A 22,654-nucleotide genomic window follows, 5' to 3' on the forward strand; every position below is an offset into this window, starting at 1 on the left:
TAGGCACGCCGCCAGCGTTCGTCCTGAGCCAGGATCAAACTCTCCAATAAGATTGTTTGACTTGCTCATAGTAAAAATTTAAAACTAGATTTAACGTTGACGTTCTGCTTTGTTTAGTTTTCAAAGATCATTTGTATAATGGAGCGGGTGATGGGAATCGAACCCACGACATCAGCTTGGAAGGCTGAGGTTTTACCATTAAACTACACCCGCATAATAATTAAGTTGAAATGGTCGGGAAGACAGGATTCGAACCTGCGACCCCATGGTCCCAAACCATGTGCTCTACCAAGCTGAGCTACTCCCCGGAATAATGGCGCGCCCGACAGGAGTCGAACCCATAACCTTCTGATCCGTAGTCAGACGCTCTATCCAATTGAGCTACGGGCGCACATATGTTTGTGTCTTTTAAAAGCGACTAGAACATCTTATCATTTAGCGAAGATGTTGTCAACTGCTTTTTCATAACTTTTTGGTGCGGTCGAGAAGACTCGAACTTCCACGGGATTAACTCCCACTAGGCCCTCAACCTAGCGCGTCTGCCATTCCGCCACGACCGCAAGATATTGGTGCGGGTGAAGGGACTCGAACCCCCACGTCAAAGACACTAGATCCTAAGTCTAGCGCGTCTGCCAATTCCGCCACACCCGCAATATCAAGTTGTAAATGGTGAGCCATGAAGGACTCGAACCTTCGACCCTCTGATTAAAAGTCAGATGCTCTACCAACTGAGCTAATGGCTCATGTAAATGGCTGGGCTAGCTGGATTCGAACCAACGCATGACGGAGTCAAAGTCCGTTGCCTTACCGCTTGGCTATAGCCCAATAAAACAATAGTAGGTTTATATATTACCATATCTTTTGAGTTGATGTCAACTCTTTTTTAAATGGCGGTCCCGACGGGAATCGAACCCGCGATCTCCTGCGTGACAGGCAGGCGTGATAACCGCTACACTACGGGACCAGATGGTGGAGGATGACGGGCTCGAACCGCCGACCCCCTGCTTGTAAGGCAGGTGCTCTCCCAGCTGAGCTAATCCTCCGTGCCTGTGTTACATATTTCAGCAAACAAATGGGAGGCTGATGCGATCACCAGCTTCCCATTTTATGACCCGTACGGGATTCGAACCCGTGTTACCGCCGTGAAAGGGCGGTGTCTTAACCGCTTGACCAACGGGCCTTAACATATGGCGGAGAAGGAGGGATTTGAACCCTCGCGCCGCTTACACGACCTACACCCTTAGCAGGGGCGCCTCTTCAGCCACTTGAGTACTTCCCCATATGGCTCCGCAGGCAGGACTCGAACCTGCGACCGATCGGTTAACAGCCGATAGCTCTACCACTGAGCTACTGCGGAATAATCTTAACAGACTTTCTTCATTATAATGTCTCAAAGACAAGCTGTCAATACGAGTACATTCTCAACTTCTTGTGCCTTCACCATTTATTTCATCAGCAGCGACGGCTTTTATAATTTAACATGGTTGTCCGCCGCTAGTCAATAGTTTTTACATGAGAAATTGCCCCGCTGCATCTTCCGCATATATACCTGGCAGTATTCATGCGCCTTCTTCGCCTGAAGGTCAACTGACATTTGCTGCATTGATAAAGATGGACCTTACTTTTGATTTGCTGTGTTTCTAATGGGGAGCAAAAGCGCGGTGCATCTACAGCTTCCAGCAATTCTCTAAAATCTTTATCGCGGTGCTGATATCCTTTTCCCTCCAGATGCAAATGATAATGACATAGTTCATGTTTAATGATGCCGATTATTTCATTTAATCCGAGTTCGCTTAGATACCTCGGATTTACTTCTATGTCATGAGACCTCAGCAAGTATCTGCCGCCAGTGGTACGCAGACGATTGTTAAAGCTTGCTTGATGAAGGAAGGGTTTATAAAAGTGCGAGAGCGATAATTGTTCCACGAGCTTCTGCAGTTCTTTGTTAGTCATGAATACACCTCATTATTAATATAGAACAGGACATTTCCTCCCCGCATACTATAGATTTATACCCATTCTTTATTATATTCATAAAGGAGGCACGAGGAAATGCCATCTTGGCTGATAAATCAGATGCAGCGTGCTTACTATGAAAAAAACAGCTATCAGATCAAGCTTTTGAATCAGTGCTGGTTCTTTTACAGAAAAAAACACTGCTGATTATGCAGTGTTTTTTCATATCAGCAGTCAAAATTATTCTTTTACCATGGAAAGTGCTACTCTGCCTTTATTGGCATCTATTCCATCTACCCACACTGTTACCACATCGCCCACTGATACAATATCCAATGGGTGTTTCACAAAACGGGTACTTAGTTTGGAGATATGGACGAGTCCATCCTGCTTTACGCCAATGTCAACAAAAGCTCCAAAGTCCACAACGTTTCTGACAGTTCCTTGAAGCTCCATTCCTTCTTTCAGGTCTTCCAGCTGAAGAACATCTTTCTTTAAAAGCGGAGCCGCCACTTCATCACGCGGATCTCTTCCAGGCTTGACCAGTGCATCAGCGATATCTTTCAATGTAAGCTCACCTATTTGCAGGGAGGCAGCAGTCTCCTTCAGATTTAGTGAACCTATCGCCTGTCTCAGCTCTTCTGAACCGATTTGTTCAAGTGAAAAGCCCAGCTGTTTCAGGAGTTTCTTTACTTCCGGGTAGCTTTCCGGATGAATACCGGTAGAATCGAGCGGCTGATCGCCGTCTGTGATTCTTAGGAATCCGATGCACTGTTCATAAGTCTTGGCACCCAGCCTCGGTATTTTCTTCAGCTCTGATCTGTTTTGAAATCTCCCTTTTTCTTCTCTCGCCTTTACAATATTGGAGGCTACCGTTTTGGACAAGCCGGCCACATATTGAAGCAGGGCGCTTGAAGCAGTGTTTGCATTGACTCCAACATGGTTAACAGCGGTTTCAACAACGAAAGAAAGTGAATCATTCAGCTTTTTTTGTGATACATCATGCTGATATTGGCCGACACCTACCGATTTCGGGTCAATCTTCACCAGTTCAGCAAGAGGATCCTGCAGCCTGCGGGCTATTGATACAGCGCTTCTTTCTTCCACCTGAAAATCCGGGAATTCCTCACGGGCGATCTGTGATGCAGAATATACGCTGGCTCCAGCTTCATTGACTATAATATAAGCCAGGTCTCTTTTCGTTTCTTTGATTGTTTCCACTACGAACTGTTCTGTTTCTCTTGATGCCGTACCATTTCCGATGGCGATCAGTTCAACGTCGTATTTTTCAATCAGGTTTTGAAGCATTTTCTTTGCCTCAGCGGCTTTTTTAACTGGCGGATGAGGGTACATGACGCCAATTTCCAGCACTCTTCCCGTTTCGTTAATTGCCGCCAGTTTGCACCCTGTTCTGTAGGCAGGGTCAACACCAAGAACGATTTTCCCTTTCAGAGGGGGCTGAAGCAGCAGCTTTCGCAGGTTTTCCGAAAAGATATGAATTGCCCTGTCTTCTGCGGTTTCTGTCAGCTCATTTCGAATTTCCCTTTCAATAGAAGGCTGTATCAGCCGCTTGTATGCATCCTCAATGGCAGCTCCCATGACATCCTTTACAATGCTCTGCGGATTTTTCAGTTCTTTTGCAGAAAGATGGCTTGTTATTTTTGCCGTGTCAGCTCCTATCGTTACTCTTAACACGTCTTCCTTTTCTCCTCGATTCAGAGCAAGCACTCTGTGAGGCACTACCTTGGAAATACGTTCTTCATACTCATAGTACATTTCATAAACAGCCTTCTCATCTTTTCCCTTATCTTTCAGCTTTGCTGAGATGGTTCCGTTTTTCATGGTGAACGCACGAATCCACTGCCTGTATTGGGGATTATCCGATATACTTTCCGCAATAATGTCAAGCGCTCCCGCTATAGCTGCTTCTTCCGTTTCTACACCTTTTTCCGGATCTACAAATCCAGCTGCTTTTGCACGCAGAGATCCTTTTGCAGGCTCTTCTTGAATCCAGAGAGCAAGAGGTTCAAGACCCTTTTCCTTTGCAGCTGTTGCTCTCGTTCTTCTTTTTTGCTTATAGGGCCTGTATAAATCCTCCACCTGCTGAAGCTTTAGTGCTGAAACAATATCGCGCTTCAGTTCTTCTGTCAGTTTTCCCTGCTCTTCAATCAGCCTGAGGACTTCCTCTTTTCTGCTCTCAAGGTTTTGCATGTACACCCATTTATCTTCAATATCTTTAATTTGAACCTCATCCAATGCACCTGTTTGTTCTTTTCGATAACGGGCAATAAATGGAACAGTGTTTCCTTCCCCAAGCAGGGAAATAACATTTGAAATCTTTTTATATGTAATGGATAATTCCTTTTCTATTTGCCTTAATATTCTTTCCTGTGTTTCCATCATGCATCCTCCATTTTCTTAATGAATCCATTTTAACAGAGATTTCTTCAAAAGTTTAATATCACCTTTTAGAGGCTGTTCAGCAGTATTTTCTCTCAAAGCTGCTTTTATGCAGCAAAAAAGCCGGCCCGTTATCCGTTTGACTAGAATAACTGACCGACTATATATGTGAGATCATCATCTTTTGCATGCGTAAAAATCTCAAGGTGATTAGAGATTTCTTCAATGGAATAAAAATCCTTCAATAAACTTTTGATCGCAGCAACCTTTAACCCGTCTGTGTGCACAATAAATTTAGACCCTTTTTCGTAGGAATACGTATTTACTTTATATCTTTGGGGTTTTCCTGACATATAGCCCAAAACAGGCAGAGGGTAGATATAGGTTCCTGAAGGGGAGTAGAGAACAAATCTTACATTTCCAACAGAGCTGTAAGTAAATTGTTTCTTTAGAAAATCTACTTTAAACAGAGTAACTGTAGCCCCGCGCTTATCTTTCAACACATGATTGCATCTATCCAGCAATACATCAATTGTTTCATGATGGTATTCAGAAACTACCCCGCTGATAGCGGAAGAGGATTCAAAGGCCCGTTCGCCGCTCCCCAAGCCGTCTGAAACAGCACACATGAAGTATTCATCAGTAGTCACCATGATAAAACTATCGCCGCATAAGGTTTTACCCGCCTTTTGCTGCTGATATGCCAAGGCATGAACATGCTTGTTTGATTCATATTTTATCATTGATATAACTCCATGGATGCATCAGAAGACAAGGCTTCACGAAGCTTTTGAATCGCTCTTCTTTGCAGGCGGGAAACATGCATCTGGGAAATGCCCAGCAGCTCGCCTGTTTCTTTCTGGCTTTTATTTTCTATAAAGGTATGATTAATAATTTGTTTTTCACGGTCAGACAGGACATGAAAGACACTTTCCAGCATCATTTTTTGGTCAACATTCTCATATCCATCCTCTGGAGACCCGACAATATCAAGGATTGTGACAGTACTTCCATCAGAGTCAGCTTCAATCGAATGATCGACCGATAGAGCCTGATAGCTTTTGCCCATCTCCATCGTTTCTAACACTTCCTCTTCAGTGACCTCCAGGTAGTCAGCAATTTCATAGACCTTTGGAGATCTTTGCAAAGTATTCGTCAGTTCATCAACAGCTGCTTTGATTTTCGGACCCAGTTCCTTGATTCTTCTCGGAACATGCACACTCCATGTTTTATCACGGAGAAATCTTTTTATTTCACCGATGATAGTCGGAATCGCAAACGCTTCAAAGGATTTACCAACAGTCGCATCATAGCGGCGGATGGCCCCAAGCAGCCCAATCATTCCTACCTGTCTTAAATCTTCATGAAAACTCTTCCCTTTAGAATACTTTTTGGCAAGAGTATTTACAAGCGGGGTGTAATATTCTACGAGTATGAGCTGAGCGTTTTCGTCTTCATTTTGCTGATATTCAGAAATGAGCTGATCAACCTCTTCTTTAGTTCGTTTCATAGTTAACGACGGTTGTGTCATGTCCAACCCGCTCCCTGTCAAGATACTTAGTCATGAATACTGTGACGCCAGAATCCATATGAACTCTAACTTCATCCATGAGTGTTTCCATCAGGTACAGACCCAACCCTCCTTCGTGCAGTGTTTCAACAGCCTGAGAAGGAGTATACGGCCCCCATTCCTTCTTCTTCTGCTCAAAATTAAAGCTCTTTCCGCTATCAGCTACCATTACCTCAAGACGTTCCTCATATAACCCAAAGCCAATATTGACTTCTCCGGTTGTTGTCTCACCTTTATAAGCATGCTGAACTGCATTCGTACATGCTTCACTCGTAGCAATCTTCAAATCCTCAATTTCATCATAAGCAAAGCCCATTCTGCTTGCGATACCTGAGAGAGTCAGTCGAACAATTCCCACATATTCAGGTTTCGCCGGAATTTTAATCTCAACATAATCAACTAATTGTTTCATAATACCCCACCCTCAGATTTTGAAGATATGTCAATAATGTCGGATAAGCCTGTAATTTCAAATAATCTTTCCAAACGGTCAGACAGCTCGACCAACTCCAATTGACCTTCGTTCTTTCTTACAACTTTCAACAAACCTACAAATACGCCCAGACCCGTACTATCCATATATGAAACCTTTGAAAGGTTGATGGTGATATTAGGCTGCTCTTGCTCAGCAAGAGGAATAAGCTGTTCACGAAGCTTCGGAGCGGTAAATGCATCAATCTCCCCTTCTACATGAACAAGTGTTTTGTTGTTATCTTGTGTGCTGCTATCTATTTTTACATTCATCATTTTCACCTCAGGTTTTCTTTTGAACTACTTTAATTCATACCCCGGGCTAGGGGCTATTAAACCTTTCTTTTGATGGCAATTAATGTAAAGTCATCTCTTAGATGAAATTCCTGCATGCTTAGAAATTTATCATAAATATTTTTCACAATTTGCTGTGCAGGAAGGTCAATGTACTCCTTGATTAAATCAGTAATATCACTCCGCTCGACAAAGTCGCCGTCAAGACGTGACTCTGTCACACCGTCGGATAACAGAACAATGATATCGTCCTTTTCAACCATTTTTTCATATCGTCTATATTTTACGCTTGAATCTACACCCAATACGAGTCCTTTTGCTTCCAGGTCGTAAAATGTATCTTCTTTTGCACAATAGTAGAATCCAGGTTCATGGCCTGCAGAAGCATATGAAAAAGTATGCTGCTGCAAATCATACATCCCGTAGAACATTGTAATAAACATGCTTGGATCCACATTCTGCTCTACTACTCTGTTCAGATTTTCCAGAACAAGATTTGGGTTCTCCCGGTTTTCCGGCAAGCTGTCCATGGCATATTTAATCATGGACATACAAAGGGCAGCCGGAATTCCTTTTCCGATAATATCAGCAATTGCAATGCTGATGCTTGTGCTGTCCTGAACAAAATGATGGTAATCGCCGTTCATCTGTTTGGCTGGAATGCTGATTGCCCCTACATCAAGGCAGTCGGTTTGAGGAATTTTTGTCTCCAGCAATGTTTGCTGTACATTAGCGGCAATTTCCATTTCTGATTTGATTTCAAATTGAATATCTCGCAGCGTCTGATGCTCCTGATATGCAAGCCCATAGCCAATCATTACTTCAAGAAGAAAGTCCAGAGAGTTCAAAACGTTCTCATCTACATCTGGAATAAGTTCCTGCAGTACTTTTCGGTGAATGCTTACAATCTCTTCAGGCGGCACCTGCTGTTCGAGTGTTTTTCTGCTAAATTTCTGCCCTTGATATAAGGCAGTCTCCGTGAGTTCGTTCATATAGTTAGTGAGAAGCTCACGGTATTTTGTCTCAATGACTTCTCTTAAATCCATAAATCAGCTTCCCCCTAGCGAAGCCATTTGATCGCTTGGATATCAGTTCCCTCTCCAACACCAGAATTTATACTAAACTCATCCATTAAGCGTTTCACTCCAGGCAGTCCAGCTCCCAAACCTCCGGAAGTTGAAAATCCATCTTCCATAACTTTGCGGATATCAGGAATGCCTGGACCATTATCAATGGCTATAATTTTTAATCCATTTTTGCCGAATTCATTGATTGTCTCAATGCAGATTTGACCTTGTCCAGCATAAAGATATATATTACGGGCGAGTTCTGATATTGCTGTGGTAATACGGGCTTGGTCAACAGTTCCAAAGCCCAGCTCTTTAGCCATGTTGCGGCCAAGCTGGCGAGCTGCCACAATGTCCCACTCCGTTACAATTTTTACACAGGATTGGTTCTCCATGGCTACTCCCCCAATTCCTGCTGTAATGTTTCAAGCCCTTGTTCTAAATCGAGCGCAGTCTGGACGTCTTCCAGTTGAATTCCGAGCTCTATTAATGTTATTGCGACTGCAGGTTGAATGCCTGTTAAAACAACTTTAGCCCCCATCAGTTTCGACATTCCAATCACATCTCCGAGAACTTTTGCAATAAAAGAATCTATTACATCAACAGAAGTGAGATCTATTACAACCCCGCTTGCTCCAGTTTCATAAATTTTTTCCAGCAAATCCTCTTGAAATTGAAGGGCAGTGTGGTCATCTAATTCCCATTGGATTGAAACGAGCAGACAATTATACAGTTTCAGTATAGGTATTCTAGGAATTCTCAATTTTTTACGCCTCCGATGATGATACAATTTTTCGACTCGTCATTTCGAGTGCTGCTTCAATTCCTTTTTGAAGGGAATTTTTTGTTGTAACCTGATTCAGGTTAATGCCCAAATTCACGATCGTCTGGGCAATTTCCGGACGGATACCCACGAGCAGGCATTTAGCCCCTACCAGCCTGACCGCTTCCGAGGCCTGGATAATATGATGGGCAACCATTGTGTCTACTACCGGAACGCCGGTTATATCAATCAATACTACCTGGGCTCTGTGCTTCACAACTCCCTGAAGCAGATTTTCCATAATTCTTTTAGCGCGTTCCGTATCAATTGTTCCGACAAGCGGCATAACAGTGATATTATCGAAAACTGGGATGAGCGGCGCCGAAAGCTCCTGCAGCGCTATTTTCTGTAAGGAAACCGTTCGTTCCCAGGATAATGCATACTGATGCAGAATTTCACCATTTACCGGGTTCAGCAAGCGGTCAAATTCCCATACAATCTTCATTTTCTCTTGTTCTTCGAGATTTCCTGTTATTTTTTCAAATAAAATAACATTAAAATCTCTCAGGCCTTTTGATAAGAAGCGAAGGGTCCACCCAAGCTGCACAGCTTTTTGAGAAAAATCGCTGATTTCCTCATTAAGGTCCTTGCTAAGGTCTTTGCCCCCGTTCTTTAAATGCCCGATAACAATATTCACATACTCCGTACAAAGCGAAGTATAGATATGATCAGATACAATATCTGTTGGTTTATCTGTATGAATTTCTTTTAATTTATTGGTCCAACCTTCAATCAGGTCATGATAATTGGCTTCCGCTGCCTGCAGAAACCTTCCTGCCTCTCCTTGCATTAGGCTGCCCCCTTTTATATTCTCCTTCTTCATATTATACAGATTTACATCTTTAAACAAAAGAAAGATACCGCGAACTCTTTTTCTTCTATTTTCCAACTCCATATAACAGCAACAGGGCCTTGGCACCATAGATGTTTAACAAGGTTTTTTATTTGCATAAGGAAGTGCTGTGTATGGCTTGATTTCCATGCTCTATTTCGCTGCAGACACATATTTCCTCCAAAATTTTCATCTCGCTATTAATGATAGATGGACATTCCTGCCATTTACTTTATTGTAGTTCAGTACGGCAGGGACTGCACGCATAAACTGACACTAATAATAGATATAATAAAAAAAAGAAGCTGGACCACTGTCACAACTTCCTTTTTTTATTATATAATCTTAAAAATCGATAAGACCTAAACTAATTTGAAGCGCTTCGTCAACCTTATCCATCATTTCATCATCCAGATGGGTAATCTTGTCTGTAAGTCTTTGCTTATCAATCGTGCGAATCTGTTCAAGCAAAATAACTGAATCCCGTTCAAATCCATAGCGTTTAGCATCAATTTCAACATGAGTGGGCAGCTTTGCCTTTTGAATTTGAGCTGTTATAGCAGCAACAATCACCGTAGGGCTAAATCGATTTCCAATATCATTTTGAATGACTAACACTGGACGAACGCCCCCTTGTTCTGAACCTACAACAGGGGATAAATCTGCAAAATAAACGTCGCCGCGCTTAACAATCAAAACATTAACCTCCGCTGACTAAGCGTTCAACGGTGTGGTCAGCTTCATACTCTGCCAAAAATGCTTCAGAAGCGATATTGAGATTGATTTTAGCCATTTCCATATAACCGCGTCTCATCGACTCTCGAATCTGGCGTTTCTTTCGCTCACGCAAGTACATTTTCGTTGCTTGATAGATAAGCTCATTGCGATTTCCGTTTTCCTGCTTAACCAGGCCATCTAACTCTGAGACCAATGCTTGTGGTAAGCGAATTAAGATTTCAGTTGTCGCGCTGGATTCAGACACAAACATACACCTCCACCAAAACTACAAACCCGTATTCCATTCCATTTTTAATAATAACATCTATCCGAAGAGATGCAAACCATTTTCTTATAATTCCTCAATATTATCGGCATATGAATGCACTTTTTATTCACTATGTGTCTAATATTATGCTTATTTCAGAAGAAAATTGACAATTTCTTCAACTTTTCCGTCTCTTGTGTAGACTCTTGGCACTCTTGTCGAAATAGAGCAGGTAATTTCGTAGTTGATCGTATCAAGCCGCTCAGCTACCTCATCTACAGGAATCACTTCCTTTCCCTGACTCCCTATTAATGTGACCTGAGTTCCAAGGGGCACAGGCTCTGTCAGGGCAATCATACATTGATCCATGCAAATCCTTCCGACAATAGGAGCTCTTTTCCCGTTAACAAGCACTTCTGAATGCTGAAGGCGGCGGATCCATCCATCTGCATATCCGATCGGAAGCGTCGCAATCCACACCTCTTTTTCAGCTTCATAAACAGCTCCATAGCTGACTTTTTCGCCTTCAGCCATTTTTTTAACTTGAACAGCTTTCGTATGAAGAGAAAAAGCTTCCTTCAGGGGAAATGGAAGAATGCCTCTCATTTCAGACGAGGGAGCCAGGCCGTACATAGAGATTCCAAAACGGAGAGCATTAAAAAGCCGCTCCGGAAATCTCAGGCCGGTGGCGCTGTTTCCGCAGTGTATCATCATTCCGGTATTCTGCAGCCCTTTGATGAGGGTTTCGAATTTCCCGAATTGTTCTTGAAAATAACTGCTGTCCAATTCATCTGCCGTTGAAAAATGAGTGAAAATGCCTTTCGCCTCTGCAAAATCTGATGAACAGGAGTCCTTCAGCACTTCCTCCAGCTCGCTTTTGGATTTAATGCCAAGTCTGCCCATACCTGTATCCAGCTTAATATGAAACTGGAGCTTTCCCATTCTGTGAAATGCGGCCGCTTCCTTCAGCCAGTTACGATGAAAAACGGTCAGTGTGAGCTGATAATCTATAGCTGCTTGTATATCCCGGGGCCGTGCAGCACCCATGACAAGGATGGGCACAGTTAAACCTGCTTTCCGCAGCAGGATACCCTCGTCCAAAAAAGCAACAGCCAGCATGTCGGCTCCCGCTTTTAAGGCCGCTTCAGCCACCTGTGCATATCCGTGGCCGTAGGCATTCGCTTTTACTACAGCAATCAGCCCTGTAGTTGTTCCAATATGCTGCTTCATTTGCTTGATATTATATTCAATCGCATCCAAATTAATCTCTGCCCACGTATCTCTGTAGTAAACAGCATCATTCACAGTTTCCACTTCCTCTGGCTAGTATATCTAGCATTATTATTAGTGTTTTTCAGCTGCGTTGTCAACGGAAGCGGAAACAATCCCGGAATAGAAAAACCGGATGAGGGTGTCATCCGGATTATTTTGCGCTCTGCCCCTGTATGGACCGGGCAACCATCAGCATCTCTTCTTCACTGAGATCTTCTGACGCCAGCGTATACTCTACGCCCTCATGAGTCCAGGTCAGCATTTTATCAGTCAGCGCCCCAACCGTGAAGCCAAGGTCAGCCGGCTGGCCGGTACTGAAGGAAGATGTAGATGCGACAGGTGCTACTTCCGCTTTTTCCTGAATAAGCGTAAAGGATTTTTCACCGCCAAAGGTCATGACCACCCGTTTGCCGTCCTCCACTGAAACTTCCTTCTCTTCAAGAAGCTTTGTCCCTTCCGGCTGTTCAAGCGGATACTTCACTGCAAACGGACCCTTATCAGGTGTTGCATTTGCCGGCATATCCATCATGGCTGAAGACATGTTCTTTTGCATATCAAAGGAGTCTTTATCAAAAGAAGCGTTGAATGCAAAGTCAGTAAACTCCACTGTTACCAGTGCATTTCGATCAGTATCCAACACTTTGACAGATACCGGGGATAAATCCTTTTTGTTAAAAGTAATCTCCTGGACCGGGAGCATTTTGTTATTTTGATAATTTGTTTTGGTTTCAAACACATAATGTTCTTTTGTCGACTTAAACACAGCCTGGGAATCTTCCATGATATCCTTTACCAGGGACTCATAAAGATAGGCCTGGCTGCTGTTTTGCGGCCAGTCGCTTTGGAAGCGGAAGCTCTTGTTCAGCGCCGGTGTCAGGACGAATACACCTTCATCATTTCTCAAAATCATCTGGTTTTGATCCTTCTCGGCGTTTTTCAGGTTCACTTTGTAAAAAGACGGCTCTTTATGCCAGATGTCGACCTCGTATACCTGCGGTTCGCTTCCGGTCTGCAACGTCATTTTTGCTTTCGTCTTATAACCGGTCAGCTCCTCCACCTTTTTGCCCAGTCCTTTAACTACATCCGTTTGAGACTTTTCTCCGCAGCCCGCAAGCAAAAAGACAGCAAGCAGTCCCGTAATCAGTAACAGAAAGCTTTTTCTCACCTTTCTTCCAACCCCTTTGTCTTAAGTGACGTCAAAAGGAAGAAACCGCTTGTTCGGCACCGCCGTTCCACTGAAAGCGGAAGCCGTACAGCCTAAAAACGACTTGTCTCCCTTATCGCACTACAAATATATGAGGCTGGTTCCGGGATTATGCAGACTAGCTTGACAGGCTTTCAAGAATTACCTGTGCAGCAGCATAGTCCCTGCTATGGGTAATGCTGACGTGCACCTTCAGCTCTTCCTGTTCCTTCTTTCCCCTATACTGCAAAAAAGGCGCGCCGCGTTTATCATTGAGCACCTCTATATCTAAAAAAGAAAGCTCGTGACCAATTCCACTTCCTTTCGCCTTGGCAAAAGCCTCCTTCACAGCAAACCTGCCGGCAAGAAACTCCACTCTCCTTCTTTCGGACAACCCCTCAAACCGCTCCAGCTCTAAAGGAGTCAGCACCCTGAGGGCAAAGCGCGGCTGGCGCTCCAGCAAAGACGCGATGCGCCCAATCTCAACAATATCCATCCCAATCCCGGAAATCATCAGCAAAACCTCCTACAGTGAAAAGTAATAATATTGAATTGAATGACATAAAAAAGAAAAGCGGAAGGCGCCCGTTCAGCGGCGACAAGCATAAGATGGCTTGGACGGAAGGGCGCTTTTTGCCCTTTTGGCCAAGACAGCTTATGACCTCGAGCCGTTGGCGCCTGTAGCTGGACAATGTAGAAAAGCGGAAGGCGCCACGTTCCACCGCAGCACATAACAGGCCGACACATCCCATCGGACTTCGCGCATGAAAGTCTTGCTTATTTATGTGATAATGAAGGGAAACCATAGCCAAAGGAGTTATCTCTATGTTCTCCAGAACAGAAAATTTCAGGACCTTTGTTCGTTTTTATCCAGTGGTGACAGCGCTTATCGCAATAAATCTGTTTCTATGGATTTTCTTTTTGCTCCCTGTCCCTGCCTTGACACTAATCCGCTACCTTGTGGTCGGTTATAACGCCGGCGTGGCAAATGGTGAGTGGTGGCGGCTGCTGACCCCTATTTTCTTACATGCCGGTTTCTCACATCTATTCTTTAATTCTGTCTCACTTATTTTATTTGCACCTGCTCTTGAAAGGCTCATGGGCAAAATCAGGTTCCTATCCATCTATTTACTGGCGGGAATTCTTGCAAATATTGCAACTTTCCTGATTGAGCCGCTTCAGTATTCTCATGTGGGAGCTTCCGGTGCAATCTTCGGTTTGTTTGGTGTTTTTCTGTACATGTCAATTTATCGAAAAGACTTGATGGATCAAGCCAGCTCCCAAATTGCTGTAACCATCTTGGCAATCAGCTTAATTATGACTTTTATCAACGCAAATATCAACGTCGTAGCCCATCTGGCCGGCTTCGGGGCTGGATTTGCTCTTGCGCCGCTTTTCCTGAAAAAGCGAAGAAGCTTCGTTCATCAGACTTTCTACGATCAGCCGCATAAAAGGAAATTTCAAATGAGACGACTAGAGAGAAAGCATATATTCTGGGCTGTCCTGGTTGTACTGATTCTGTTCGGGCTGCTAACCAGGTTTTAATATCAAAGCACCTAGTATGTTATGCACAATACAAAATGTACACTAAAAGCTTGGGCAGCATGATGCTTACCCCACAGTTAGAGTCCTACATCTAGCTTTGGGTCAGTATCAATCCAAGCTTTCTTCATTTCCAGCCATCCCATTAACACATAAATAGGCTGCCAATCGCAATTGGCAGCCGCATTGATCACACTCTGTCTCTGTACCATGTTCTAATCTGCTCGGAATCTTCCGCCTCCACATCGCTCAGCGAAAAGTGAGCTCCGATAAACCCTGACATGGTAGAGGTTTTTATGGTTGCAAGGTCCGCTCGTTTTTGAAACAGCGCCTGCTGTGTGTGGAAAACCTGCATTCTTCTCTTTGTTACTGCCACTGTGCTTCTGCCGATTGTACGGGAACGGATGGAGAGCTGTTCTCCATGGATACTCCATCCTGCGTCCTTGAATTTCGCATAGCCCACAACACAGGCCAATATCACAAGCAATAAGGAAAGATATCCCCACGGCCTTAGAAAATAAAGCGCACCCGCCACAAAAGGAAGCACCGGAATGATCGCGCGAATGATGTAGCGCCTGAGTGAACGGGAAGGCAGCTTTTGGACAGCCGCAGGAAATGTATAGCCAGGCAAATACTCTTCCAAAAATTGCGGAATCGCTGATTTCCTGATAATCGGAACCATCATAGTGGTTCCCTCTTCCTTAGAATCTCCTCCGGCACTAATAATTTGCAGCGCAGCAAATCCCAGCGGCTGCCTTAGCAGGTTTTCTGATATCTTTAAAGCTTGAATTCGCTCAAGAGGAATTGTCAGCTGATGCTTCTCAAGCAGACCCCTGGAGATAATGAGATCTTTATCTTTTCTCTCCAAAGTGAAATCAGCATATTTTAAAAGAACACCGGCGATGCTCAGCACCCATGCAATAATCAGCAGCGTAAACGCAATGACGGCAAAGACAGCAACGCCTGCATTGGTAAGGAAAGAAAATCTGTCAGCCACTGCATCAAACGGAATAAGATTGTCTATCTGTGAAAACAGCGCAAACAGTGCGGACAATACTACGCCGATTCCGCTTGATGTTGTTGCAGCAAGCAGTAGATCTTTTTTGCTAAGTTTATATATATGCCTTTTTTCATTTGCGGAAGTAGATTCGCCTTCCTCCAACAGATCTGCTGTTTCAGATTTGAAGTCAGTTTTGTAGGCTTCCAGCTCTTCTGCGATCTTCCTTGCATCCTCCCTGGAGATTGCAGTCAGCACTGCTTCTGCATCAAGTCCGCCCCCTGCTGTTTCCACCTGAAGCTTCACCAGCCCGAAAATCTGCTGGATAATTCCTGCACTTGTGTTAACTGTCTGTATTCTTTCAATCGGTATATACCGTTTTCTTTTCACAAAAAGCCCGTGCTCTATCCTAAGTTCACTTTCTTCAATTCTGTATGTAAAAGTAAGCCATTTGATAACACTAAAAATGACGAGGACTGCCAGCAGAATAAGCAAAACATATCCTCCGTAAAGCCGCTCCGCCCCTCCTCCATTCACGATTAACAGGAGCAGGATCGGAATAATCAAATCTTTAATTAATTTGAAAATATTAAGCAGTACAGCTGCGGGATGCATTCTTTTTGGTTCAGACATCGTCTGTCACCCTTGCCAGCCTTGAAATGGAGTCTCTCAGCTCATCAGCTTCATGAATATCAAGAGCCGGAATTTCATGCACAGTTGCAGCAGTGGAGATGGTAACTGTTGCAAGATTGTTCTTTCTGAGCAAAGGCCCCTGGCTTGTATCCACATGCTGTACTCTCACCATTGGAATCAGCACTCTTTTCACAATGAATACGCCAAATTGAAGATCTATTTCATGTTCATGCACCTCATATCTCCAGATGCGGTGCCGAATTTTTGGAATAAGAAAAATATTTACCAGCGCATACATCAGCCAAACTGCTAAAAGAGTATACCCAATTCCAATCGGAAAGTTGAAATAATAAATACCCGTAAAAATTGCAGCCGCAGCAAGCAGCAAAATTCCGGACATGATGGCGGCGGACAGCCTCCAAACCTTCAGTGCCCTCGGGCTGATTTGATTTTGCGGAGCTTTCCTCACGATTTCCTCTCCTCTGTCTTCTATATGTGATCTATTTTATCGTAATCCAAATCTTGCCGTTTGGATAGGAATAACTTTTATACAATCTCAAAAGTCGACCCATCCAAGATTATAATTTCCGGGAAGCCGCTCAGCTCTTCCATCAGGGTAAACAGAGCTTCGTCCTTCATCTTTGCTTCGATCATACAGTCTATTCTGTCGGTCGAGTCTTTCACAGCATGTAAAAATTCAAGAAACATCTGTACATTCACTTTATCTGCATGAGCGCGGTATTCTTTTTCACTTCTGGGGCTGGAAATATGCATCTTCACAGGCAGCGGAGAAGCTTCCCAGGTAGATAATATCCTTATCCAATCTTCCTCCCAGTCTCTCTCCTCATGGTAAGCCAAATGATGATGATAATCAAATACCAAGGGAATCCCCAGCTTTTCACACAAGTAGAGGGTGTCCTTAAGATGAAACGTTGTATCATCATTCTCCAGCATTACCAGCTTCTGATACTTCACCGGTATCAGACCCCAATTATGAATAAATTGCTCAAGTGCTTTCTCCTTATCCTCATAAGCGCCTCCAATATGCATGACACATCTATGTTCGGCAGGAATATTCATGCCTCTCAGTAAAGCTTCGTGCATATGAAGGGTTTTTAATGACATATTCAAAATATCAGGTTCTTTTGAATTGAGAACAACAAAATGATCTGGATGAAAATCCACCCTCATTTCATGCTTTCCTATAAAGTCGGCTATGCTGTTGAGCGGTTCACGAAGCTCATTCATATACCGCCACTCACTCAGTTCCGGATGGTTTGCCAAGGGAATCAGCTTTGAGCTGAGTCTGAAAAAATGAATATCATTGCCCGCATTGTGCTTGAGCAGCCTGAGACAGTTTTCCAAATTGGAACGGGCAATTCTCTCAAGCTTTTTAATGGCAGCATCTCTATCCTTAATCTTGCTGAACTGTGCGTATGTCATCGTTTGGGAGGGTGAGCAATTTTGCAGCTGCATGCTCATCGCAACATACCCCATTCTTACCCGCATGTTTTCAACCCCTATTTCACCAATATACAAATAGTTTGTCCATGTTAGCTGCATTTTTAGCATGCGAAACTGATTTGCGTGGAGTTTTCGCAGTTGAAGGATACATCTTGGAGCATGTTGAGGAAACTGGTTAAGCATCTCCCCTGACTAGTGAAAACCACTCTACATATATAAACGGAAGAATTCCGTCTATCCAGAAAAAACAACGAATATTAGCTGAAATAAACGGAAGATTTTCGTCTATCCAGAAAAAACAACGAATATGAGCTGAGATAAACGGAAGAATTCCGCCTATTCAGAAAAAACAACGAATATGAGCTGAAATAAACGGAGGATTTCCATCTATCCAGAAAAAACAACGAATATGAGCTGAAATAAACGGAGGATTTTCGTCTATTCAGAAAAAACAACGAATATGAGCTGAAATAAACGGAGGATTTCCGTCTAAGCTCCTAAAAAACCTTAAAATGGAGTATTTTAAGAAGCTTAAGCGGAATTCATTCCCTTATCCTCTCTAAAAAACGGCCTATCCTGAGTTTAACCGGATTTCTTACGCTTATTTTTGTTTGTTGTGAAGGGGAGACTCACTTTTGTCCTTCATCGCCCTTATGAAGGACATTTCCCTCGCTTTTCCACTCACTTTTGTCCTTCATTACCCTTATGAAGGACATTTCCCTCGCTTTTCCACTCACTTTTGTCCTTCATTGCCCCTTCGAAGGACATTTACCTCGCTTTTCCACTCACTTTTGTCCTTCATCGCCCTTATGAAGGACATTTCCCTCGCTTTTCCACTCACTTTTGTCCTTCATCGCCCTTATGAAGGACATTTCCCTCACTTTTCCACTCACTTTTGTCCTTCATCACCCTTATGAAGGACATTTCTCCAGATTTTAGCCTCACTTTTGTCCTTCATTGCCCCTTTGAAGGACATTTACCTCGCTTTTCCACTCACTTTTGTCCTTCATCACCCCTATGAAGGACGTTTCTCCAGATTTTAGCCTCACTTTTGTCCTTCATCGCCCCGATGAAGGACATTTAGCCAAAGCATAAAAAAAACAGCACCACATCATGCGGCGCTGTTTCTGTATTATTATTCTGATTTTGATTTTTTGTTATAAGGGCGGCGCTGCTGAGAGCGGCCTTTCTCTGAGTAAGAGCGAGTACCCTTCTTGCTGGAACCGGAAGGACGCTGCTGGCCGTCACGCTTTCCTCTCGGTGAACGGTTTTTGCTGCGGCTGTATGCCGGCGGCTCGTCCGTCAAACGAACAGGTACGTCGTCAGGCCCTTTCGTCATCAGCTTGATAACTGCTGCTACTACTGTTTCAGAATCAAATTCTTCAAGCAGTTCCTGAGCAGACCTCTTATAATAGCTAAGGTCTGCACCATCAATGGTAGTACGGATTTTTTCAGTCGTCATTTGCTGCTGGCCTTCCAAAGCCTCATCCAGAGTAGGCGGCTTCATGCGGTCCATTTTACGTTTTGTTGTACGCTCAATGTTACGAAGCATATCTGTTTCTCTTGGAGTAACAAATGTCATTGCAACACCGTTTTTGCCGGCACGGCCTGTACGACCAATTCGGTGAACGTAGCTTTCCGGGTCCTGCGGAATATCAAAGTTGTAAACGTGGGTAACACCGGAAATATCAAGTCCGCGGGCTGCTACATCAGTTGCAACAAGCACTTCAATAGAACCGTCTTTAAATTTGCGAAGTGCAGACATACGCTTCGCCTGGCTGAGGTCGCCGTGAATTCCTTCTGCAGCATAGCCTCTCAGCGTAAGAGCCTCGGAAAGCTCATCTACACGTCTTTTTGTGCGTCCGAAAACAATGGCAAGTTCAGGAGACTGAATGTCAAGAAGGCGCGTAAGTACATCAAACTTCTTTTTCTCCTGAGTCTCTAGAGAGTACTGCTGAATGTTTGGAACGGTAACTTCCTTCGCTTTTACTTTAACAAGCTCAGGGTTTGTCATAAAGCGCTCAGCAATCATTCTGATCGGATCAGGCATTGTTGCAGAGAACAAAAGCGTCTGGCGCTCATTAGGAATATTGGAAAGAATTGCTTCAATATCCTCAATAAAGCCCATATTCAGCATTTCATCTGCCTCATCAAGTACAACAGTGTGAACACCTTGCAGATTGATTGTTTTACGGTTGATATGGTCAATCAGACGTCCTGGTGTACCAACAATGATCTGCGGATTTTTTTTCAAAGCGCGGATCTGGCGGTTGATGTCCTGTCCTCCGTAGATAGGAAGAACGCGTGCACGCTTGTAATAGCTGATTTTATAAAGCTCTTCAGAAACCTGAATCGCCAATTCTCTTGTCGGGGCAATGACAATTGCCTGAATTTGTGAATTAGTCGGCTCAATTTTCTCAACAAGCGGAAGGCCGAACGCAGCTGTTTTCCCTGTACCTGTCTGCGCTTGTCCAATGACATCTCTTTTTTGAAGGCCTAGAGGAATTGTCTGAGCCTGAATTGGTGTAGCCTCTTCAAATCCCATTCTTTTTACAGCTTTCATAAGATCAGAACTTAAGCCTAAATCTTGGAACATAATTGTCAATTTATTCATACTCCTTTTATCTAGCTACTTCACGGTTTTATTTTCCAACAAACAAAAATGCTCTTGCAATAAGAGCATGTGTTTCATATTAAGAAGCCGTAAACACTTTAAAGACTATCATAACATGAAAATGCTGTTATTACAATAAGTCGCCTTTTTTTACCTTTTCTCAATCAGAAACTTATCCACTTCCTCGACCAGCCGGGGGAAATCTTCCCCATGGCAGACATGATGCTTGGAACAAGGCAGCAGGCAAAGCTCCTTTTTGCTGGAGCCGACTGTCTGAAAAAGAAAATGGGCGCTTTTAACAGGAACAATCCCATCACACTCGCCCTGGACGATTAATACCGGAACCTTAATGTTTGCTAAATGGGGCTTAATATATTTGACAAGCTTTCTAAATTGTAAAGTAGCACTTATTGGTGTTTTTGTAATTTTTGATTTGTAGCGGTGAAACAATTCGTTATCTGTTATTTTACCTTTTCGCCAATCTCTAACTAAAGCGGAAATATCACTAAGGAATTGCTTAGGGTTCACATAGTAAGCAGCTGCACTTAACAGCACAAGCTTTGAAACAGGGTATTTCGAGGTAAGATATGCTGCAATCAGCCCTCCCATGGAAAACCCGATCACATATACCTCTTCGTGCCTTTTCAGCAGAGACTGCAGCTCTTTCTCTGCTTCTTGAATCCACTCATTGAACAGTATTCCCTTTAATGACAATTCCTCTCCATGTCCCGGCAGAGTCGGCATAATAATTTCCCAGTCTGTTTTTTTCTGAAGGTGAACTGCAAGCGGCTCTACTTCATAGGGCGCACCCGTAAAGCCGTGTATACATAGGCAACCGGCCATAGGAATCACTCCTGATAACTGTCTACCAAAATTATACCTGATTCAATACAATTTGAAACCTCTTTAAGTGGCTGGTTTCATTCTTCAAAATACCGGGGTATACCAAAACTATTACATAATAAAGGAGAAAACTTTCATGCCAGCCCTTAAAAACAGCATTTTAGAAATATTGGATGAAACTTTGCAATACACCATAGGCGCCGGTCTGGCTCTGCTGCTGATTCTGCCGCTCATTACATAATCGACAGCACGGAGGCATCAAGATTTACATACGTTTCAAATGGAGGGGGTCCTGGGGCACCCTCTTTTTTTTGCGCTGCCTGTTAAGAAACTGCTTCCACCACTTCTTCAAGCTTCATTGCTCTGGAAGCTTTCAAATAAAGCAGATCTCCTGATGCTGCTGTGTTTTGAATAAAGCTAATGAGTTCAGCTTTGTCTTCAAAGCTGAAGACCCTTTCTTCACCGAGTTTCTTCAAAGCTCCTTCAGCTATGTTCTTCCCAAGTTTGCCGTAAGTTATAACAAGCGACGTTTTTTCAGGGTTAATAAATTCCCCTACTTCTCTGTGAAAATCCTCTTCCTTTTCACCAAGCTCCAGCATATCTCCCAGGATCAATATCTTTCTGTGATAGCCTCCCATATCCTCTGTCAGGCTGATGCCTGCTTTCATGGAGGTCGGACTAGCGTTATAGGCATCATTGATGATTGAATAGCCCTCTTTGCTTTCTGACATTTCAAGGCGCATTCTCGTCATCTCCAGAGCCCTCAGGCCTTTGGCTGCTTCTTCATCGGTAATGCCAAGGCTTCTTCCCGCTGCAAGCGCGGCCAGAGAATTAAGAACATTGTGCCTTCCCAGAATGGGAACATAAAATTCCTGGCTGGAGTCATTAACTGTAAATGTCATCCCGTTGGAAGCAGATTCCACCGAAACCGGATAAAGCTGATTCTCTTCATCCTCGCCAAACGTGATGCAATTTTGTGTAGCCCAGGTGATTCTTTCCTGAAGAAGCGGTTCATCACCTATGTAAATAAAAACACCTTCAGCATGCAAACCCTCGATAATTTCAAGCTTTGCCTCCGCGATACCTTCACGTGAGCCCAGGTCCATCAAATGTGATTCGCCTATGTTGGTGATTACAGCGATATCAGGCTCAGCAAGCTTTGATAACGTGCTGATTTCCCCTCTTGCGCTCATACCCATTTCAAGTACTGCCACCTCAGTATCCTCATTCATTTCCAGCAGTGTCAGGGGAAGCCCTATGTGATTATTGAAGTTTCCCTTTGTTTTATGAACAGTATATTTGGTGCCCGCAACAGCGGCGATCAAATCTTTTGTTGTGGTTTTTCCGTTGCTGCCTGTTACGCCAACTACCTTCACACCAATCTGCCTGCGATATTCCCCGGCAAGCTGCTGCAGTGCGGAAAGTGTATCCTGAACAAAAATGACAGGGCCATCAGACGGAGGATTGGGCTGTCCCTCCTGCCAGAGAACTGCAGCTGCTCCTTCACTCAATGCTTTTTCAGCAAATGTGTGGCCATTGAATTTCTCACCTATTAGAGGGATGAACAAACTGCCCTCGACAATGCTTCTGGAATCTGTTGTTACACCGTTTAACATGATGCTTTCATCAGACTGCTTCAGGCCTTTTCCGCCTGACATCTCCTGAACTTCCTTTAAGGAGCGGATGATCATTTGCGCCTACTCTCCTC

General features: G+C 43.7%; 23 protein-coding genes, 12 tRNA genes and 1 pseudogene. 2 read left to right on the forward strand and 34 right to left on the reverse strand.

The window, feature by feature from the left end; all coding sequences use genetic code 11:
- Window positions 1–139: 139 nt before the first annotated feature.
- The 13 genes from GJU40_RS07915 to GJU40_RS07975 form a co-directional block, all read right to left on the reverse strand.
- Window positions 140–213: transfer RNA gene (locus tag GJU40_RS07915), tRNA-Gly, on the reverse strand.
- An 18-nt stretch (window positions 214–231) separates the two neighbouring features.
- A tRNA-Pro gene (locus GJU40_RS07920) sits at window positions 232–308 on the reverse strand.
- 6 nt (window positions 309–314) lie between these two features.
- Window positions 315–391, reverse strand: a tRNA-Arg gene (locus tag GJU40_RS07925).
- Between the two features lie 82 nt (window positions 392–473).
- Window positions 474–560 (reverse strand) — tRNA-Leu (locus tag GJU40_RS07930).
- A 7-nt stretch (window positions 561–567) separates the two neighbouring features.
- Window positions 568–651 (reverse strand) — tRNA-Leu (locus tag GJU40_RS07935).
- Window positions 652–667: 16 nt separating this feature from the next.
- Window positions 668–743 (reverse strand) — tRNA-Lys (locus GJU40_RS07940).
- 7 nt (window positions 744–750) lie between these two features.
- Window positions 751–825: transfer RNA gene (locus GJU40_RS07945), tRNA-Gln, on the reverse strand.
- A gap of 63 nt (window positions 826–888) precedes the next feature.
- A tRNA-Asp gene (locus GJU40_RS07950) sits at window positions 889–964 on the reverse strand.
- A 3-nt stretch (window positions 965–967) separates the two neighbouring features.
- A tRNA-Val gene (locus GJU40_RS07955) sits at window positions 968–1,043 on the reverse strand.
- Between the two features lie 65 nt (window positions 1,044–1,108).
- Window positions 1,109–1,180 (reverse strand) — tRNA-Glu (locus tag GJU40_RS07960).
- Window positions 1,181–1,188: 8 nt separating this feature from the next.
- Window positions 1,189–1,279, reverse strand: a tRNA-Ser gene (locus GJU40_RS07965).
- Window positions 1,280–1,282: 3 nt separating this feature from the next.
- Window positions 1,283–1,357 (reverse strand) — tRNA-Asn (locus tag GJU40_RS07970).
- 137 nt (window positions 1,358–1,494) lie between these two features.
- On the reverse strand, window positions 1,495–1,953 hold the full coding sequence (locus tag GJU40_RS07975; RefSeq protein WP_154307220.1) for a SprT family protein: 459 nt from the start codon (window positions 1,951–1,953) through the stop codon (window positions 1,495–1,497).
- Between the two features lie 99 nt (window positions 1,954–2,052).
- Between GJU40_RS07975 and cmpA the strand changes: the two genes are divergently transcribed.
- Window positions 2,053–2,163 (forward strand): cortex morphogenetic protein CmpA, encoded by a 111-nt coding sequence (gene cmpA / locus GJU40_RS07980; RefSeq protein WP_154307221.1) that lies wholly within the window; start codon window positions 2,053–2,055, stop codon window positions 2,161–2,163.
- 33 nt (window positions 2,164–2,196) lie between these two features.
- On the opposite strand, the gene GJU40_RS07985 is transcribed toward cmpA, so the two are convergent.
- The 14 genes from GJU40_RS07985 to acpS form a co-directional block, all read right to left on the reverse strand.
- Window positions 2,197–4,356 (reverse strand): Tex family protein, encoded by a 2,160-nt coding sequence (locus tag GJU40_RS07985; RefSeq protein WP_425481211.1) that lies wholly within the window; start codon window positions 4,354–4,356, stop codon window positions 2,197–2,199.
- A gap of 143 nt (window positions 4,357–4,499) precedes the next feature.
- Complete coding sequence (locus GJU40_RS07990; RefSeq protein ID WP_154307223.1) at window positions 4,500–5,099, reverse strand: PP2C family serine/threonine-protein phosphatase; 600 nt, start codon at window positions 5,097–5,099, stop codon at window positions 4,500–4,502.
- Entirely contained in the window at window positions 5,096–5,887 is a 792-nt protein-coding gene (sigB, locus tag GJU40_RS07995; RefSeq protein ID WP_154307224.1) for an RNA polymerase sigma factor SigB, read from the reverse strand. The genes GJU40_RS07990 and sigB overlap by 4 nt, the downstream gene beginning before the upstream one ends.
- Window positions 5,853–6,338, reverse strand: a complete 486-nt coding sequence (gene rsbW / locus GJU40_RS08000) for an anti-sigma B factor RsbW (protein ID WP_154307225.1) — start codon at window positions 6,336–6,338, stop codon at window positions 5,853–5,855. Before rsbW ends, sigB begins: the two co-directional genes overlap by 35 nt.
- Window positions 6,335–6,670 (reverse strand): anti-sigma factor antagonist, encoded by a 336-nt coding sequence (locus tag GJU40_RS08005; RefSeq protein WP_154307285.1) that lies wholly within the window; start codon window positions 6,668–6,670, stop codon window positions 6,335–6,337. Before GJU40_RS08005 ends, rsbW begins: the two co-directional genes overlap by 4 nt.
- Before the next feature lie 59 nt (window positions 6,671–6,729).
- Window positions 6,730–7,737, reverse strand: coding sequence for a PP2C family protein-serine/threonine phosphatase (locus GJU40_RS08010; RefSeq protein WP_154307226.1), 1,008 nt, complete (start codon window positions 7,735–7,737; stop codon window positions 6,730–6,732).
- A 14-nt stretch (window positions 7,738–7,751) separates the two neighbouring features.
- Window positions 7,752–8,153 (reverse strand): anti-sigma regulatory factor, encoded by a 402-nt coding sequence (locus GJU40_RS08015; protein WP_154307227.1) that lies wholly within the window; start codon window positions 8,151–8,153, stop codon window positions 7,752–7,754.
- Window positions 8,154–8,155: 2 nt separating this feature from the next.
- Entirely contained in the window at window positions 8,156–8,521 is a 366-nt protein-coding gene (locus tag GJU40_RS08020; RefSeq protein ID WP_154307228.1) for an STAS domain-containing protein, read from the reverse strand.
- Between the two features lie 4 nt (window positions 8,522–8,525).
- Complete coding sequence (locus GJU40_RS08025) at window positions 8,526–9,371, reverse strand: STAS domain-containing protein (protein WP_154307229.1); 846 nt, start codon at window positions 9,369–9,371, stop codon at window positions 8,526–8,528.
- Between the two features lie 387 nt (window positions 9,372–9,758).
- Window positions 9,759–10,109 carry a type II toxin-antitoxin system endoribonuclease NdoA gene (ndoA, locus tag GJU40_RS08030; RefSeq protein ID WP_003253417.1) on the reverse strand — a complete coding sequence of 117 codons (351 nt, stop codon included), beginning with the start codon at window positions 10,107–10,109 and terminating at the stop codon, window positions 9,759–9,761.
- A gap of 4 nt (window positions 10,110–10,113) precedes the next feature.
- The gene (locus tag GJU40_RS08035; RefSeq protein WP_343031467.1) at window positions 10,114–10,395 is read right to left on the reverse strand and encodes a CopG family ribbon-helix-helix protein; all 282 of its coding nucleotides are present in this window, start codon (window positions 10,393–10,395) and stop codon (window positions 10,114–10,116) included.
- Window positions 10,396–10,548: 153 nt separating this feature from the next.
- Complete coding sequence (alr, locus tag GJU40_RS08040; protein ID WP_343031468.1) at window positions 10,549–11,703, reverse strand: alanine racemase; 1,155 nt, start codon at window positions 11,701–11,703, stop codon at window positions 10,549–10,551.
- Between the two features lie 118 nt (window positions 11,704–11,821).
- Window positions 11,822–12,835: a LolA family protein gene (locus tag GJU40_RS08045; protein WP_343031469.1), complete on the reverse strand. Its 1,014-nt coding sequence runs from the start codon at window positions 12,833–12,835 to the stop codon at window positions 11,822–11,824.
- 157 nt (window positions 12,836–12,992) lie between these two features.
- Window positions 12,993–13,367, reverse strand: a complete 375-nt coding sequence (gene acpS / locus GJU40_RS08050) for a holo-ACP synthase (RefSeq protein ID WP_154307231.1) — start codon at window positions 13,365–13,367, stop codon at window positions 12,993–12,995.
- A gap of 311 nt (window positions 13,368–13,678) precedes the next feature.
- Between acpS and GJU40_RS08060 the strand changes: the two are divergent.
- Window positions 13,679–14,263 (forward strand): annotated as a pseudogene (locus GJU40_RS08060) (rhomboid family intramembrane serine protease); the annotation flags it as partial.
- 212 nt (window positions 14,264–14,475) lie between these two features.
- Here the strand turns inward: GJU40_RS08060 and GJU40_RS21210 are convergent.
- The 7 genes from GJU40_RS21210 to GJU40_RS08090 all read right to left on the reverse strand — a co-directional run bounded on the left by GJU40_RS21210 (window position 14,476) and on the right by GJU40_RS08090 (window position 22,637).
- On the reverse strand, window positions 14,476–14,607 hold the full coding sequence (locus GJU40_RS21210) for a hypothetical protein (protein WP_281350677.1): 132 nt from the start codon (window positions 14,605–14,607) through the stop codon (window positions 14,476–14,478).
- Window positions 14,586–16,025, reverse strand: a complete 1,440-nt coding sequence (locus tag GJU40_RS08065; RefSeq protein WP_154307234.1) for a PH domain-containing protein — start codon at window positions 16,023–16,025, stop codon at window positions 14,586–14,588. Before GJU40_RS08065 ends, GJU40_RS21210 begins: the two co-directional genes overlap by 22 nt.
- Window positions 16,018–16,494, reverse strand: coding sequence for a PH domain-containing protein (locus GJU40_RS08070; RefSeq protein WP_343031470.1), 477 nt, complete (start codon window positions 16,492–16,494; stop codon window positions 16,018–16,020). Before GJU40_RS08070 ends, GJU40_RS08065 begins: the two co-directional genes overlap by 8 nt.
- Before the next feature lie 77 nt (window positions 16,495–16,571).
- Window positions 16,572–17,534, reverse strand: coding sequence for a UV DNA damage repair endonuclease UvsE (gene uvsE / locus GJU40_RS08075; RefSeq protein WP_154307289.1), 963 nt, complete (start codon window positions 17,532–17,534; stop codon window positions 16,572–16,574).
- 1,090 nt (window positions 17,535–18,624) lie between these two features.
- On the reverse strand, window positions 18,625–20,094 hold the full coding sequence (gene cshA, locus GJU40_RS08080) for a degradosome RNA helicase CshA (protein ID WP_154307290.1): 1,470 nt from the start codon (window positions 20,092–20,094) through the stop codon (window positions 18,625–18,627).
- 159 nt (window positions 20,095–20,253) lie between these two features.
- Window positions 20,254–20,946: an alpha/beta hydrolase gene (locus GJU40_RS08085; RefSeq protein ID WP_154307235.1), complete on the reverse strand. Its 693-nt coding sequence runs from the start codon at window positions 20,944–20,946 to the stop codon at window positions 20,254–20,256.
- A gap of 323 nt (window positions 20,947–21,269) precedes the next feature.
- Window positions 21,270–22,637, reverse strand: a complete 1,368-nt coding sequence (locus GJU40_RS08090) for a UDP-N-acetylmuramoyl-tripeptide--D-alanyl-D-alanine ligase (RefSeq protein ID WP_154307236.1) — start codon at window positions 22,635–22,637, stop codon at window positions 21,270–21,272.
- Between the last annotated feature and the right edge of the window lie 17 nt (window positions 22,638–22,654).

This window comes from Metabacillus lacus (assembly GCF_009674805.1).
Lineage (GTDB): Bacteria > Bacillota > Bacilli > Bacillales > Bacillaceae > Metabacillus_C > Metabacillus_C lacus.

Coding starts and splice junctions, on each gene's coding strand:
- sigB (WP_154307224.1), bottom strand. CDS start 5,887: ATGACACAACCGTCGTTAACTATGAAACGAACTAAAGAAGAGGTTGAT.
- GJU40_RS21210 (WP_281350677.1), bottom strand. CDS start 14,607: ATGGTACAGAGACAGAGTGTGATCAATGCGGCTGCCAATTGCGATTGG.
- GJU40_RS08085 (WP_154307235.1), bottom strand. CDS start 20,946: ATGGCCGGTTGCCTATGTATACACGGCTTTACGGGTGCGCCCTATGAA.
- GJU40_RS08015 (WP_154307227.1), bottom strand. CDS start 8,153: ATGGAGAACCAATCCTGTGTAAAAATTGTAACGGAGTGGGACATTGTG.
- GJU40_RS08090 (WP_154307236.1), bottom strand. CDS start 22,637: ATGATCATCCGCTCCTTAAAGGAAGTTCAGGAGATGTCAGGCGGAAAA.
- uvsE (WP_154307289.1), bottom strand. CDS start 17,534: ATGCGGGTAAGAATGGGGTATGTTGCGATGAGCATGCAGCTGCAAAAT.
- GJU40_RS08005 (WP_154307285.1), bottom strand. CDS start 6,670: ATGAATGTAAAAATAGATAGCAGCACACAAGATAACAACAAAACACTT.
- cmpA (WP_154307221.1), top strand. CDS start 2,053: ATGCCATCTTGGCTGATAAATCAGATGCAGCGTGCTTACTATGAAAAA.
- GJU40_RS08010 (WP_154307226.1), bottom strand. CDS start 7,737: ATGGATTTAAGAGAAGTCATTGAGACAAAATACCGTGAGCTTCTCACT.
- rsbW (WP_154307225.1), bottom strand. CDS start 6,338: ATGAAACAATTAGTTGATTATGTTGAGATTAAAATTCCGGCGAAACCT.
- GJU40_RS07990 (WP_154307223.1), bottom strand. CDS start 5,099: ATGATAAAATATGAATCAAACAAGCATGTTCATGCCTTGGCATATCAG.
- GJU40_RS08025 (WP_154307229.1), bottom strand. CDS start 9,371: ATGCAAGGAGAGGCAGGAAGGTTTCTGCAGGCAGCGGAAGCCAATTAT.
- GJU40_RS07975 (WP_154307220.1), bottom strand. CDS start 1,953: ATGACTAACAAAGAACTGCAGAAGCTCGTGGAACAATTATCGCTCTCG.
- acpS (WP_154307231.1), bottom strand. CDS start 13,367: ATGATTTCCGGGATTGGGATGGATATTGTTGAGATTGGGCGCATCGCG.
- GJU40_RS07985 (WP_425481211.1), bottom strand. CDS start 4,356: ATGGAAACACAGGAAAGAATATTAAGGCAAATAGAAAAGGAATTATCC.
- GJU40_RS08065 (WP_154307234.1), bottom strand. CDS start 16,025: ATGTCTGAACCAAAAAGAATGCATCCCGCAGCTGTACTGCTTAATATT.